16 protein-coding genes and 1 tRNA gene are annotated in these 14,148 nt (G+C 30.9%); 12 read left to right on the top strand and 5 right to left on the bottom strand.

Going from position 1 to position 14,148, the window contains the following annotated elements:
* Positions 1 to 10: 10 nt before the first annotated feature.
* From rpiB to ychF, 6 genes are read left to right on the top strand one after another with little or no spacing between them, the layout of a single operon-like run.
* Positions 11 to 448, top strand: coding sequence for a ribose 5-phosphate isomerase B (rpiB, locus tag AJ930_RS02680; protein ID WP_002861617.1), 438 nt, complete (start codon positions 11 to 13; stop codon positions 446 to 448).
* Positions 448 to 780, top strand: coding sequence for a membrane protein (locus AJ930_RS02675; protein ID WP_002853247.1), 333 nt, complete (start codon positions 448 to 450; stop codon positions 778 to 780). The genes rpiB and AJ930_RS02675 overlap by 1 nt, the downstream gene beginning before the upstream one ends.
* A complete protein-coding gene (gene apt / locus AJ930_RS02670; RefSeq protein WP_070274801.1) occupies positions 777 to 1,325 on the top strand; it encodes an adenine phosphoribosyltransferase in 549 nt (182 codons plus the stop codon). Before AJ930_RS02675 ends, apt begins: the two co-directional genes overlap by 4 nt.
* 18 nt (positions 1,326 to 1,343) lie before the next feature.
* A complete protein-coding gene (locus tag AJ930_RS02665; protein WP_002861619.1) occupies positions 1,344 to 1,940 on the top strand; it encodes a DedA family protein in 597 nt (198 codons plus the stop codon).
* Positions 1,937 to 3,388, top strand: a complete 1,452-nt coding sequence (locus tag AJ930_RS02660; protein ID WP_070274800.1) for a leucyl aminopeptidase — start codon at positions 1,937 to 1,939, stop codon at positions 3,386 to 3,388. Before AJ930_RS02665 ends, AJ930_RS02660 begins: the two co-directional genes overlap by 4 nt.
* The gene (gene ychF, locus AJ930_RS02655; protein WP_004305979.1) at positions 3,385 to 4,488 is read left to right on the top strand and encodes a redox-regulated ATPase YchF; all 1,104 of its coding nucleotides are present in this window, start codon (positions 3,385 to 3,387) and stop codon (positions 4,486 to 4,488) included. Before AJ930_RS02660 ends, ychF begins: the two co-directional genes overlap by 4 nt.
* 21 nt (positions 4,489 to 4,509) lie before the next feature.
* Here the strand turns inward: ychF and argH are convergent, their stop codons facing one another.
* The 5 genes from argH to AJ930_RS02630 are packed head-to-tail and all read right to left on the bottom strand — an operon-like array spanning position 4,510 to position 12,006.
* Positions 4,510 to 5,892: an argininosuccinate lyase gene (argH, locus tag AJ930_RS02650; RefSeq protein ID WP_002861622.1), complete on the bottom strand. Its 1,383-nt coding sequence runs from the start codon at positions 5,890 to 5,892 to the stop codon at positions 4,510 to 4,512.
* A gap of 9 nt (positions 5,893 to 5,901) precedes the next feature.
* Positions 5,902 to 7,476 carry a phosphoenolpyruvate carboxykinase (ATP) gene (pckA, locus tag AJ930_RS02645; RefSeq protein ID WP_004305981.1) on the bottom strand — a complete coding sequence of 525 codons (1,575 nt, stop codon included), beginning with the start codon at positions 7,474 to 7,476 and terminating at the stop codon, positions 5,902 to 5,904.
* 12 nt (positions 7,477 to 7,488) lie between these two features.
* Positions 7,489 to 9,288 (bottom strand): biotin/lipoyl-containing protein, encoded by a 1,800-nt coding sequence (locus tag AJ930_RS02640; RefSeq protein ID WP_002861624.1) that lies wholly within the window; start codon positions 9,286 to 9,288, stop codon positions 7,489 to 7,491.
* A 30-nt stretch (positions 9,289 to 9,318) separates the two neighbouring features.
* Positions 9,319 to 10,659: a sodium-dependent transporter gene (locus AJ930_RS02635; RefSeq protein ID WP_044779224.1), complete on the bottom strand. Its 1,341-nt coding sequence runs from the start codon at positions 10,657 to 10,659 to the stop codon at positions 9,319 to 9,321.
* Positions 10,660 to 10,671: 12 nt separating this feature from the next.
* A complete protein-coding gene (locus AJ930_RS02630) occupies positions 10,672 to 12,006 on the bottom strand; it encodes a sodium-dependent transporter (protein WP_044779223.1) in 1,335 nt (444 codons plus the stop codon).
* A gap of 231 nt (positions 12,007 to 12,237) precedes the next feature.
* On the opposite strand from AJ930_RS02630, the gene AJ930_RS02625 reads away from it, so the two are divergent.
* The 6 genes from AJ930_RS02625 to AJ930_RS09950 all read left to right on the top strand — a co-directional run bounded on the left by AJ930_RS02625 (position 12,238) and on the right by AJ930_RS09950 (position 14,096).
* Positions 12,238 to 12,576 carry a F0F1 ATP synthase subunit C gene (locus AJ930_RS02625; RefSeq protein WP_002861627.1) on the top strand — a complete coding sequence of 113 codons (339 nt, stop codon included), beginning with the start codon at positions 12,238 to 12,240 and terminating at the stop codon, positions 12,574 to 12,576.
* 33 nt (positions 12,577 to 12,609) lie between these two features.
* Positions 12,610 to 12,695, top strand: a tRNA-Leu gene (locus tag AJ930_RS02620).
* Positions 12,696 to 12,889: 194 nt separating this feature from the next.
* Entirely contained in the window at positions 12,890 to 13,105 is a 216-nt protein-coding gene (locus tag AJ930_RS09960; protein WP_002881691.1) for an Arm DNA-binding domain-containing protein, read from the top strand.
* On the top strand, positions 13,102 to 13,374 hold the full coding sequence (locus tag AJ930_RS10800; protein ID WP_374220172.1) for a phage integrase central domain-containing protein: 273 nt from the start codon (positions 13,102 to 13,104) through the stop codon (positions 13,372 to 13,374). Before AJ930_RS09960 ends, AJ930_RS10800 begins: the two co-directional genes overlap by 4 nt.
* 60 nt (positions 13,375 to 13,434) lie before the next feature.
* Positions 13,435 to 13,788 (top strand): tyrosine-type recombinase/integrase, encoded by a 354-nt coding sequence (locus AJ930_RS09955; RefSeq protein WP_079264426.1) that lies wholly within the window; start codon positions 13,435 to 13,437, stop codon positions 13,786 to 13,788.
* 8 nt (positions 13,789 to 13,796) lie between these two features.
* Positions 13,797 to 14,096, top strand: a complete 300-nt coding sequence (locus AJ930_RS09950) for a tyrosine-type recombinase/integrase (protein WP_002881695.1) — start codon at positions 13,797 to 13,799, stop codon at positions 14,094 to 14,096.
* Positions 14,097 to 14,148 lie beyond the last annotated feature (52 nt).

Here is a 14,148-nt window from a genome sequence, read left to right as displayed (position 1 = left end):
TAGGAAACCAATGCTTAGGGAAAAAATTTATATTGCTAGTGATCATGCTGGTTTTGAATTAAAAGAAAAAATTTGCGTATTTTTAAAAGAAAAAAATATAATTTTTAACGATTTAGGAACAAACACTTGCGCAAGCTGTGATTATCCTGATTATGCACATTTACTTGCCGAAAAAATAGACAAACGAAGCTTTGGCATTCTTATTTGTGGAAGTGGAATTGGAATTTCTATTGCAGCAAATCGTCATAAAAACATTCGCTGCGCATTATGCCATGAAAGCTTAAGTGCGGAACTTGCAAGAAGACATAATGATGCCAATGTTTTGGCATTAGGTGGAAGATTAATCGGGATTGAATTAGCTACAGATATTATAGAAAAATTCATTCAAACTCCTTTTGAAGAAGGGAGACATATGCAAAGAATTCAAAAAATTGAGGTAAAAATATAATGTTTACAAACTGGCTTGTTTTAACTATATTAATTTGTGCAACTATCTATCTGATTGTAATGTTGTTTTACTATAAAACTCTACTTAATAAAGAAAAAACATCAAAAGATTTTATCAAAAACAATCTTGATGATACTGAGATTGTTATTAGAAAACTACAAATCCAACTTCAAAGAAGTCTTGGAAATATAGATATACTCACAGAAGAGCTTAATAAAATCAAAGCAGACCTTACATCTTTAAGAACTAGAAATTCTCAATATCGTTTAGAAAATGACAAACTAAGACAAAGAATTAAAGAATTAGAAGCAAAAATCGAGGCATTATTATGATAAAACTAACACAAGAAGAACAAAAATACCTGCTTGATAGCATTAGAATTATTGCTGATTTTCCAAAAAAAGGAATTATTTTTAGAGATATTACCACTCTACTAAATAACAAAGAGGCTTTAAATTTTCTACTTAAACATTTAAAAGAACGCTACAAAGATTACAATCTAGACTTCATAGCAGGAACAGAAAGCAGAGGATTTATCTTTGCATCTATGATTTGTGCAAAACTTAATCTTCCTTTTGTGCCTATTAGAAAACCTGGAAAACTCCCTTTTGAAACCTTTAGCTGCGAATATGATCTTGAATATGGCAGCGATAAAGTAGAACTTCATAAAGATGCATTTAAAAATATTCAAAATGCAAAGGTTTTACTTGTAGATGATTTAATAGCAACTGGCGGAACAGCTATAGCTTCGTATGAACTTATTCAAAAAGCTGGAGCAAAATGCATTGAAGCTTGTTTTTTAATGAATCTTAAAGATTTAAATGGAGCAAATAAACTTGAAAAACTTACTTCAGTTTATAGTGTTTTAGAAATTTAAAACTATAGAAAGGCGCAAATGGAAGAATTTTTAAAAAATTTACTTTACCAATACAAAGATCTAGCATATATTATTATTTTTTTATGGTGTATTTTAGAAGGGGAGTTGGCTTTAATTTTGGCAGGTATTTTTGCCCATCAAGGACATGTAAATTTAGGCTTTGTTATATTTATAGCAGGACTTGGTGGTTTTGTAGGCGATCAAATTTATTTCTATATAGGAAGATATAATAAACGCTACATACAAAAAAAATTAAAAACCCAAAGGCGTAAATTTGCAGTAGCACACTTACTTTTACAACGTTTTGGTTGGCCTATTATTTTTATACAACGCTATATGTATGGCTTTAGAACCATTATACCTATGAGTATAGGAGTCACGCGTTATAGTGCAAAAAAATTTGCTATTATCAATCTTTTTAGTGCTTGGGTTTGGGCATCAATCACTATACTTTTAGCTTGGTATTTTGGAGAACAAATTTGGAAGATGGTGACTTGGGCTGAAGAACATTGGTATTATGCAGCCATTATTATTATAGCTTTTTTATCCCTTTTATTATTTGGTTTTAAACAAATGGAAAAAGCTATACTTAAAGATAAAAGGAAAAAATCATGAAATTTGAATTAAACGATAAAAAACTAGATGCTATAAAAGCAGACTTTGAACTTATTTTTATACAGGATAAAAATTTAAAAAATTTTAACAAAGAAAAAGATTTTTTTAAACTTAATAATTACAAAGGCGAAGGTGTATTACTAGACTTAAACAATAAAAAGCTTTATTTAGAGCTTAAAAGCCTTGCTTATGAGGATATAAGATTAAGTCTTTGCACAGCATATAAAACTCTTGAAAAGCTTAATATAAAAAGCGTAAAACTTCCTAGCATAATAGGAGATTGTGTAGTTAGAAGTTTTACATCTTTAGTTGAAGGCGTACTTTTTGGAGCTTATAAATTTGATAAATATAAAAGCGAGAAAAAAACAAGCACTTTGGAAAAATTTATTATTTCAAGCGAAGAATTAAATGGTAAGAAATTTAATAAAGATGAAGCTAAGATAGGCTTGGAGCGTGGAGAAATTTTAGCTAATGCCACAAATTTTACTAAAAATATAGTCAATGAAATTCCTGAAATTTACACCCCTTTAAAAATGGCAGAAGATGCGCAAAATTTAGCTAAAGAAAATAAAAACATTATTTGTAAAATTTATGATGAAAAATTTTTGGCCAAAGAAAAAATGAATGCTTTTTTGGCAGTCAATCGTGCCTCGGTACATCCACCACGCCTCATTCATCTAAGCTATAAAGCCAAAAATGCAAAAAAACGTGTTGTATTTGTTGGAAAAGGCTTAACTTACGATTGCGGTGGATTAAGCTTAAAACCAGCTGATTTTATGCTTACAATGAAAGCTGATAAAAGCGGTGCAGCAGCAGCAATGGGGATCATAAAAGCCGTAGCCGAGCTTGCTTTAGATTTAGAAGTGCATTGTATTTTAGGTGCAACTGAAAATATGATAGGCGGCAATGCTTATAAGCCTGATGATGTGTTAATCAGTCGCGAAGGCGTAAGTATAGAAGTAAGAAATACAGATGCAGAAGGACGCTTGGTTTTAGCTGATTGTCTTTCTTTTGCACAAGATTTAAAACCTGATTTACTTATCGATATGGCAACACTTACTGGAGCTTGTGTTGTAGGACTTGGAGAATTTACAAGTGCTATTATGGGAAACAGTGAAGAATTGCAAAATGATTTTTATCTAAGCTCTAAAAAAAGTGGAGAATATACTACAATCTTACACTTTAACCCCCACTTAAGAGAACTTATAAAATCAAATATTGCCGATATTAGCAACACTGCCTCTAGTCGCTATGGAGGCGCAATTACCGCGGGGTTATTTTTAGATAAATTTATTCGTAAAGAATATAAAGACAAATGGTTACATCTTGACATAGCAGGACCTGCTTATACGGAAAAATCTTGGGGATATTCTAGTTTTGGTGCAGGTGGAGCTGGAGTTAGAATGTGTGTTAATTATTTAATTCAAATTTTAAGGAAATCTAAATGAGTTTAAGCGTAGGTATAGTAGGACTTCCAAATGTTGGCAAATCAACGACTTTTAATGCTTTAACTAAAGCACAAAATGCCCAAAGTGCAAACTATCCTTTTTGCACTATAGAGCCTAACAAAGCCATGGTTGAAGTTCCTGACTTAAGACTTAATGAACTTGCTAAAATCGTAAAACCTGAAAGAATTATGCATTCTTTAATAGAATTTGTAGATATCGCTGGACTTGTTAAAGGTGCAAGTAAGGGTGAAGGCTTAGGAAATAAATTTCTTTCAAATATACGCGAAACTGAGGTTATTTTACACATAGTGCGTTGTTTTGATGAAGAAAATATCACCCATGTTGAAGGTGGAGTTAATCCTTTGCGTGATGTAGAAATTATCAATACAGAACTTATTTTAGCAGATATTGAACAACTTAGTAAAAAAATAGAAAAACTCACCAAAGAAACCAAAGCCAACCAAAAGGGTGCTAAAGAAAGCCTCGAACTTGCAAATTCTTTACTTGATCATTTAAACAAAGGCTTAGCTGCAAGTTCTTATCCTGAAAAAGAAAGCGAAATTTATCAAGCCTTAATCAAAGAATTAAGACTGCTTTCTGCTAAAGAAGTGATTTATGGTGCAAATGTTGATGAAAATGGTATTAGTGAAGATAATGATTATGTAAAAGCTTTAAAAGAATATGCTAAAAAAAATGATCATGAAGTTATCAAGCTTTGTGCAAAAATCGAAGAAGAATTAGTAGGATTAAGTGATGAAGAAAGTCGTGAATTTTTAAGTTCTCTAGGAGTTAACGAAAGCGGTCTTGATCAAATCATACGCACTGCTTTTACTAAGCTTGGACTGATCAGTTATTTTACCGCTGGTGTAGTTGAAGTGCGTTCTTGGACAATCAAAAAAGGCTGGAAAGCACCAAAAGCAGCGAGCGTGATTCATAATGACTTTGAAAAAGGCTTTATAAAAGCTGAAGTTATTTCCTATGAAGACTATATCCAATACAAAGGCGAAAATGGCGCCAAAGAAGCAGGAAAGCTACGCCTTGAAGGAAAAGACTATATCGTTTTAGATGGCGATGTAATGCATTTTAGATTCAATGTTTAGGCAAAATAGCCTAAACAATATTTATATTTTTTTAATAAATTCTTGTAAAATTTGAATTTGCTTTTCTACGCTTGTAGTAGAACTTGAGCCTTCACTTTGTTTAGAATTTAAAGAAATTTCAAAATTTAAAAGCTCTATAGCTTTTTCATCAAATATAGGATCTATTTTTGAAAGATCTTTAATTTCGCTTATATCAATGCCTTGTATTTCAGCTTGTGCAACAACATTTCCTACTATAAAATGTGCCTTTCTAAAAGGAATATTTTTTTCACGCACTAAATAATCCGCCAAATCAGTAGCCAATAAATGACCTTTTTTGCAAGCATTAAGCATATTTTCTTTATTAATTCGTATTTCTTTTAACATTGCATTTAAGATGATTAAACTATCTTTAGCGGTTTTTACACTATCAAAAAGCCCTTCTTTATCTTCTTGCATATCTTTATTGTAAGCTAAAGGTAGAGCTTTCATTATAGTTAAAAGAGAAATCAGATTTCCATAGACACGCCCTGTTTTTCCGCGTATAAGTTCACAAACATCGGGATTTTTTTTCTGAGGCATGATAGAACTTCCTGTTGAAAAACTATCACTTATGGATATAAAAGAAAATTCCGAACTTGAAAATAAAATCATTTCCTCGCAAAGTCTTGAAGTGTGTGTAAAAATAACTGCTATATCATAAAGTAAATCAAGAGCAAAATCTCTATCACTCACTCCATCCATAGCATTTGGCATAATATCTTTAAATCCTAAAATTTTAGCGTTCAACTCACGATTGGTGGCATAGCTTGTTCCTGCACACGCACAAGACCCAAGTGGCGAAAAATCAGCGAGTTCTAGACTATTTTGCAAACGCTTAATATCTCGCATTAGCATAAAAGCATAAGCTAAAATATAAAAAGAAAAACTCACAGGCTGAGCGTGTTGTAAATGTGTAAAACTTGGCATAATAGTTTTTTTATGCACTTTGGCATGTTCGAGCATGGTTTGAATCAATTCTTTTAAAAGCTTTATAAGTTCAATATGAGATTTTTTGACAAAAAGTTTAAAATCAGTAGCCACTTGATCATTTCTACTTCTTGCAGTATGAAGTCTTCCACCAATTTCACTACCTATAAGCTCGCTTAAACGCTTTTCTATAGCCATATGAATATCTTCATCTTTAATATCAAAAATAAATTTGCCTTGCTCTATTTCACTTCTAACCTGCTCTAAACCTTTTATAATAGCATCTAATTCTTCTTTTTTTAAAATACCACAACTTTCAAGCATTGTAGCGTGTGCTATAGAACCTTGTATATCTTCATTGAACAAAGTTTTATCTACATTTAAACTTGCATTAAATTCTTTTAAAAGCTCATCACTTGCACTACTAAAGCGTCCTGACCACATTTCATTTTTCATTTAAATGCCTTAAATTTTTGGTCCAAATTTGCTAAATTCAATGCCTTCTTTGACATCTTCGTAACGTTTAAAATTTTGTATAAACATATGTGCTAATTTATCTCTTGTTGCAATATAATTATTTTTATCTGACCAAGTATTTATAGGATTTAAAAGCGTGCTTTCTACACCTTCTAAAGCTTTTGGAATAGCTAAATCAAACACTTCAAAATTTTCAAATTCACATTTTGCAATACTTCCATCTAGAATAGCATTAATGCAAGCCCTAGTAGCCTTAATACTCATTCTTTTACCCACACCGTAGCTTCCACCGCTCCAGCCTGTATTAACAAGATAAACATTAGCTTCATGCTTTTCAATCTTTTCACCAAGTAATCTCGCATAAACCGTTGGATGCAAAGGCATAAAAGGTTCTCCAAAACAAGCTGAAAAAGTTGCTTGAGGTTCTAAAATACCACGCTCAGTTCCAGCTACTTTTGCTGTATAACCACTTAAAAAATAATACATAGCCTGCTCTTTGCTTAGTTTACTTACTGGAGGTAAAATTCCAAAAGCATCTGCACTTAAAAATATAATATTTTTTGGATGCCCTGCTTTTAGACTAGGCTCATGATTTTCAATATGCTCTATAGGATAAGAAACTCTTGTATTTTCTGTTTTTGAAGCATCAGCATAATCAACACTCTTATCGGCTCTTAAAACTACATTTTCTAAAAGTGCATTTCTTTTAATGGCACCATAAATTTCAGGCTCATGTTCAGGATCGAGATTGATTGTTTTTGCGTAACAACCACCCTCAAAATTAAATACACCTTCATCATCCCAACCATGTTCGTCATCACCTATAAGTTTTCTTTTTGGATCGGTTGAGAGTGTAGTTTTTCCAGTGCCACTAAGTCCAAAGAAAAGTGCTACATCACCTTTTTCTCCGACATTTGCACTACAATGCATAGAAAGTTTATTTTCTAGTGGCAACCAATAATTCATCATAGAAAAAATACCTTTTTTCATTTCTCCGCCATACCAAGTTCCACCAATAACTGCTATATTTTCTTCAACATTAAAGATTACAAAAACCTCTGAATTTAAACCATCTTGTTTGTAATCTTCATTGATACATTTGCAAGCATTATAAACAATAAAATCTGCTTTAAAATTCTCAAGTTCTTCTTGACTTGGGCGAATAAACATATTTTTAACAAAATGCGCTTGCCATGCAATTTCAGTAACAAATCTTACTGCTTTGCGACTTTGCAAAGAAGCGCCACAAAAAGCATCTTGAACATAAATTTTCTTTCCACTTAATTCTTGTTTTGCTTTGGTCAAAAGCTTATCAAATAATTCTTTTGTAATGGGCTGATTTACCTTTCCCCAAGCAATATACTTACTAGATGGATCTTGTTTTACAAAATATTTATCTTTAGGACTTCTACCTGTAAAAATCCCTGTATCTACACAAAAAGTATCATTATCCGTACTTAAACCTTCATTATTTGCTTTTTCATGAGCATTTAATTCATCATAACTTAAATTATGAAAAATTTCTTTTATATTATCCAAACCTAAATTATCAAATTTTTTCATCTTTCCCTCACTTTAATTCTTATAGATAGCTAATACTTCGCCTTCGTTAACAGTATCGCCTATTTTAATACAAAGCTCTGAAATAATTCCATCTTTTGGAGCATTAACCTCAATCTCCATTTTCATTGCTTCTAAAACCATGATGGCTTGACCTGATTTTACTTCTTCACCTTCGTTAACATAAATTTTAAAGACATTACCTGAAATACCTGCTAAAACTTCATTTTCAGCATCTACAGAACTTGTTGAATTTGAAGAAACAATATTTTTATTTTCTTCTACTTTTTTTACACTTTTAACATTAACATCTTTATCAAAACCATAGCTTACCTCTACATGATATTTATTACCATTTACAGCTACGGTAAATTTGTTTTCATCTACACTCATAGGCTTTGGCATACTAGCTAATTTGCGTACATTTACCTTTGCCTCTCCTTTTAAAAATGCTATACCTTTTTCTTTACAAGCTGCTGCAATAAATATATTTTCTTCACTCGTTTCTATACTCTCTTTTTCAAGCAAGGTTTTGGTATAAACTATACTTTTACTCTCATCTTTATCAGCTATATTAATAGCAAGCTCTGTAGTAGGTTCTAAATTAAGTTGTTTTGAAGCAAGTTCAACAATATTTGCATCGGGTGTAACAGGAGTTTTTCCAAAATAACCAAGCACCATTTTTCCATAACCTTCTGCTATTTTTTTCCAAGGTCCAAACATCACATTATTAAAAGCTTGTTGAAAATAAAATTGAGAAACTGGAGTAACCGAAGTACCAAATCCACCTTTTTCTACAACTTCTCTCATAGCATGAATGACTTGTGGAAATTTATCTAAGATATTATTATCTCTCATCATTTGTGTATTTGCTGTTAAAGCTCCTCCTGGCATAGGAGAAAAAGGAATAAGTGGATTTACCATAGTAGCTTCAGGTGGTAAAAAATATTCTTTTAAACAATCTTTTAAAACTTCTTCGTATTTTAGAATTTTTTCTTCCTCAAGTCCGCCTAAATCATAATCTTTGCCTTTTAAAGCATGCATCATGGTTAAAATATCAGGCTGAGAGGTTCCGCCACTTACTGGAGCCGCAGCCAAATCGATACCATCAACCCCTGCTTCAAGTGCTGCAAGATAGCAGGCTATACTCACTCCTGCAGTTTCATGCGTATGAAGTCTAATGTGTGTATCTTGAGGTAAAATTTTTCTAGCCATTTTAATGGTTTCATAAATTTTATTTGGATTAGAAGTCCCACTTGCATCTTTGAAACAAATACTATGAAAAGGAATTTCTGCTGCTAAAATTTCTTTTAAAATTTTTTCATAAAAAGGCACATCATGGGCACCTTTACAATTTGGCGGTAAATCCATTAAAGTGATAGTAATTTCATGCTTTAACCCATGTTTTACTATACATTCACCACTAAATTTTAAATTATTTACATCATTAAGGGCATCAAAATTTCTTATCGTTGTAGTACCGTGTTTTGCAAAAAGTTTTGCATGCAAATCAATAAGTTCACTACTTCCAGTATCTAAAGTAACGGTATTGACCCCTCTTGCTAAAGTTTGAAGATTGGTATCTTTTCCTACAATAGCCCTAAATTTATCCATCATGGTAAAAGCATCTTCATTAAGATAAAAATACAAGCTTTGAAATCTAGCACCACCGCCAAATTCAAAATGTGTAATGCCTGCTTCTTTTGCTGCTTCTACTGCAGGAAAAAAATCATCCATTAAAACCCTAGCTCCATAAACAGACTGAAAACCATCCCTAAAGCTTGTATCCATTACATCGATGAATTTTTTAGCCATTATTTTTCCTTAAAAAATATTTTTTCATTATTATACAAAAATTTGATAACACATTACCAAAATTATTGCTATAGGCGATATAAAACGAATAAAAAACAACCAAATTAAGAAAATTTTTCGACTTATAAATTTAGAAAAAATTTTATAAATTTGTTTTTTATTCATAAAAAAACCTACAAATATAGAGCATGCTATAGCACCAAGTGGAAGTAAAAAATTTGAAGTTAATTTATCTAATAAAGTAAAAAAATCTTTGCCAAAAAAACTAAACATAGAAAAAAAATTTAAATTTAACGACAAGATACAACAAATTCCAAAAACAAAAACAAATAAACCTATTAAAAATAGAGCTTTAGCACGAGAAATTTGATAGTTATTAATCATATAAAAAGTTAAAGGCTCTATCATTGAAACAGCTGAAGTAATACCAGCAAAAAAAAGTGCTAAGAAAAAACAAAATGCAAAAATATAGCCTAAAATCCCAAGCTGATTAAACAAACTCATCAAGGATACAAAAACAATCCCCGCTCCTTGAGTATGTGGATCGGCTCCAAATTCAAAGATAAAAGTAAAAACAATAAGCCCCATAATAAAAGAAATCAATAAGTTAATCAAAACAATATACACTGAACTTTTTATAAAATTTGTTTTTTTATCCAAGGCTGATGAATATGTAACTATACAACCTATTCCCAAGCATAAGGTAAAAAATGCAAGCCCTAAGGCTTCGGCAATAGAGCTAAATTTAAAGTGTGAAAAATCAGGATAAAATAAATAAGAAAAAGCATTTGCAAAACCTTGCTTAAATCCCATGCAATAAAACAACATAAAAACAAGCATTAAAAATAAGCTAGGCATTATAACAACGTTTAATTTTTCAATCCCTTTGATTAAACCTTTAGATACTATCAATAAAGTAAGAAAAAAAGATAAAGTGAAGAAAAAAACAGAACTTGTCAAATTTGTAGTGATTAAATTCTGAAAATTACTTGCTGCTTCATCTAAAGTTTTAGGAAGATAATAAAGACTCACTACAGTATATTTTAAAACCCATCCCATGATAACTAGATAAAAAGAGAGGACAAAAATACCACCTAACATAAAAACGCCGCCATATCGCCATCTATTGCCATATTTTATAGCAAGATTTGAATAAGCATTTGCAAGATCACTTTTACTTAAACGTCCCATAGCCACTTCAGCCAAAAAAATACTAAATCCTATAGTTAAGGTAAAAAACAAATATAAAAGCACAAAAACAAAACCACCATTTTCTGCACTTAAAGTTGGAAATTTCCAAGCATTACCTAAACCAACGGCTCCACCAGCAACAGCCAATACAAAACCGATTTTTGAAAAATATGTTCTCATTATTTTTCAAACTCACTTTAAAAAAGCGGCTATCATAACTATAACAACAGCCAAAGGGGAAATAAATCTCAAAAACACATACCAAAGTTCAAAAAATATACCGCTCATATAAGGTTCAAATAAAATTTTTAAAGCATCTTTTTTCATCACAAATCCCACAAAAATAGCTGCCAAAATTCCACCTAAAGGCATAATAACCTTGCTTGAAACACTATCAAGCAAATCAAAAAAACTCATTCCAAAAAATCCAAACTGAGTACTTTTTAAAGAAGATAAAATACACAACATTCCTAAAATATAAACAACAATTCCTATTAAAATCAAAGCTTTTTTACGGCTCATGCCAAAAGTATTAATAAGATAAAAAGCAAAAGGCTCTATCATTGAAACAGCTGAAGTAATACCAGCAAAGATTAAAGAAATAAAAAATGCTGCTCCAAAAATACAACCAATCACCCCAATTTTTTCAAATAAAGTAGCTAAGGAAATAAAAACAAGTCCTGGTCCTTGCTGATTAGGATTGTAGCCAAATTCAAAGATAAAAGTAAAAACAACCAAACCCATTAATAAACCAACTAAAAGATTGATAAAAATAATATTTAAAGTACTGGTAATAAAATTGGTTTTATCAGGCAGACTAGCAGAATAAGTAATAATCGTTCCAACGCCCAAAGAAAGACTAAAAAAAGCAAGTCCTAAGGCTTCAAGAACATTTGAAGTGTTGATTTTGGAAAAATCAGGTACAAAAAGAAATTTAACCGCCATCATAAAACCATCTTTACTAATAGCATAAACAAGCATCAAAATAAGTAAAATAAACAATGAAGGCATCATCCAAACATTTAACTTTTCAATCCCATTCTTAACACCTTTAGAAACAATATAAAAAACACATAAAAAAACCAAAGTAAAACAAATAAACTGACTTAAAAAATCCTCACTTGTAAAAAATCCAAACTGTGCTTTACTTACTTCTAGATCCATAGGCAAATTTCCAGTGATACTTAAAAACACATATTTAACTATCCAGCCAATCACCAAGGTATAAAAAGAAACTATTAAAATCGCCCCCACCATAGTAAAACCAACATAAGACCAAGCTTTTTTATTTGAAGGTGCTAACTTTTCATAGGCATTAACCGGATCTTTTTCACTAATTTTTCCTATGCTAAGCTCAGCTAAAAATATCACAAAACCTACACCTAAAGTAAGAATTATATAAAGCAAGATAAAAGCAGATCCACCACTTTGACCTACTAATGTTGGAAATTTCCAAGCATTACCCAAGCCCACCGCTGAACCTGCTACCGCTAAAATGAAACCTATTTTTGAAAATTTAGAACTCAATGTTACAACCTTAACTTAAAAATTATTTTAAAATATTATTAAAGCAAAAAAACTTTTAAGCTTTATTGAAAACAATCAAATTTAAATCAAAAATGTGAATTTTTGTAAATTTCAATAAAAATAAAGATACTTTTGGTTATAATTCGGCTTTATTTTTAAGTCTTAAGTAGGGATACGCAAGCCGAACTGATTTAAAAATTGAAAAAATTTTTTTATAGAAAGGTTAAGATAATGAAAAAAGTTCTTTTTTTATTATTAGCATGTTCAGCAGTAGCTTTTGCAGCTGAAACTAATGCTCCAGTAGAGCAAGAAGCTATTAATGTATGGATTAAAGCATTTTCAGTTCTTGCAGCAGGTTTAGGTCTTGGTGTTGCAGCACTTGGTGGTGCTATCGGTATGGGTAATACTGCAGCGGCAACAATTGCAGGAACAGCTAGAAACCCTGGCCTTGGGCCAAAATTAATGACAACTATGTTTATCGCTTTAGCGATGATTGAAGCACAAGTTATCTATGCTCTTGTTATCGCGCTAATAGCACTTTATGCAAATCCTTTTATAGTTTTACAATAAAACTTATCAAAGCCCTTTTTGGGCTTTTTTTATGCGGTTATGGTGGAATTGGTAGACACGCCATCTTGAGGGGGTGGTACGCTCTGCGTGTGCGAGTTCAAATCTCGCTAACCGCACCATCGATACTATAAACTACTATAAATATCATACTTATAAAATATTGATAAAATAGGCATTTATAGCTATATAAAGCCTAAATTAAAGTTTTTTCCGTTAAAATTCATTTCCTAACTTTTTTCCTAACTTTTCTCCTAACTTTTTATTTTTTATTCTAAAAAGTTAGGAGAAATTACCACAAGGAGTCTATTTTTAAATGCTTACACAGAAAGATATAGTAAATATTAGTCCAAAAGATAAAAAATTTTTAATTAGCGATAGTGATAATTTATTTGTATTAGTTTATCCTAGCGGCAAAAAGTCTTTTGTATTTGATTGTAAAGATCCAAAAACAAGAAAATTAAAAAGAATAACTTTGGGGCAATTTCCGCAAATATCAATTAAAGAAGCTCGAGATAAAAAAATGAGATAAAAACTTTACTAAAAACTAATGAAAGTATAAGAAAAAAAGAAGGATGTGATACAAGTTTTAGAAAAATTGCTGAACAGTATTTTCTTCAAAAAAACGACATAACAAAACGCACTCTCAATGAGTCTATTAAGCGAATGGAAAATCATTGCTATCCTATTATAGGAGATATTCCCATTAGTAATCTTAAAAGAAGCGACATTTTAAATGTTCTTGAAAAAATAAAACTACAAAAAAATCCGAAGTCGGTAAAAAAATATTTACAACATTAACTTATGCAGTTAACAAAGAGATGATTGAAAATAATATTATGCTTGGTATAAAAAGAAAGGATTTGGTCTATAACAAAAAAAACAAGACATTTTGCGACTATTACGGAAGTTTCAAAAATTAAAGAATTAATTGAAAATATTATTTATATACAATGTGATACAAATACAAAAATGGCAATCTTATTGTCGCTTCTTACTGCGCAAAGAAGTTTTAGCATAAGAAATGCTGCTTGGGAAGATATTGATTTAGAAAATGGCTTGTGGAACATACCTGCTTCAAAAATGAAAATGAAAAAAGCGCATTGTATACATCTAAGTGATATTGCAGTGCAATTATTAAAAGAATACAAACAAATAAGTCATCATGATCTTTTATTTAAATCCATTAAACAAAAAAGAAAGGCGATGGACTAAATGAGATCTTGAGTGATAATACAGTAAGAATGGTATTTAGAAGAATGGGATATTCAAATGAAGATTTTACTCCACATGGTTTTAGATCTATGTTTAGTACTCTAGCTCACGAAAATATTCAAAAACATCAGTTTAGTAGCAATATTATAGAAATGTGTTTGGCACATACGGAAAAAAATAAGGTTAAAGCTTCATATAATTTTGCACAAAATTTAAAAGAGAGAAGGGAGTTGATGCAATGGTATAGTGATTATTTGTGCGAAATATGCCCAAAATTAAAAGATTTTATTTTACTTGATTTTATATAAAAAGGAATAATATGAAAAACAAATATTTAAAAGAAGCATTCACTCGGGGGGG

Source organism: Campylobacter sp. BCW_6871, assembly GCF_001762325.1.
In the GTDB taxonomy this organism is placed as follows: Bacteria; Campylobacterota; Campylobacteria; order Campylobacterales; family Campylobacteraceae; genus Campylobacter_D; species Campylobacter_D jejuni.
Note: the sequence above shows the minus strand (reverse complement) of the source record. Positions and strands in the feature narration are given on the sequence as shown.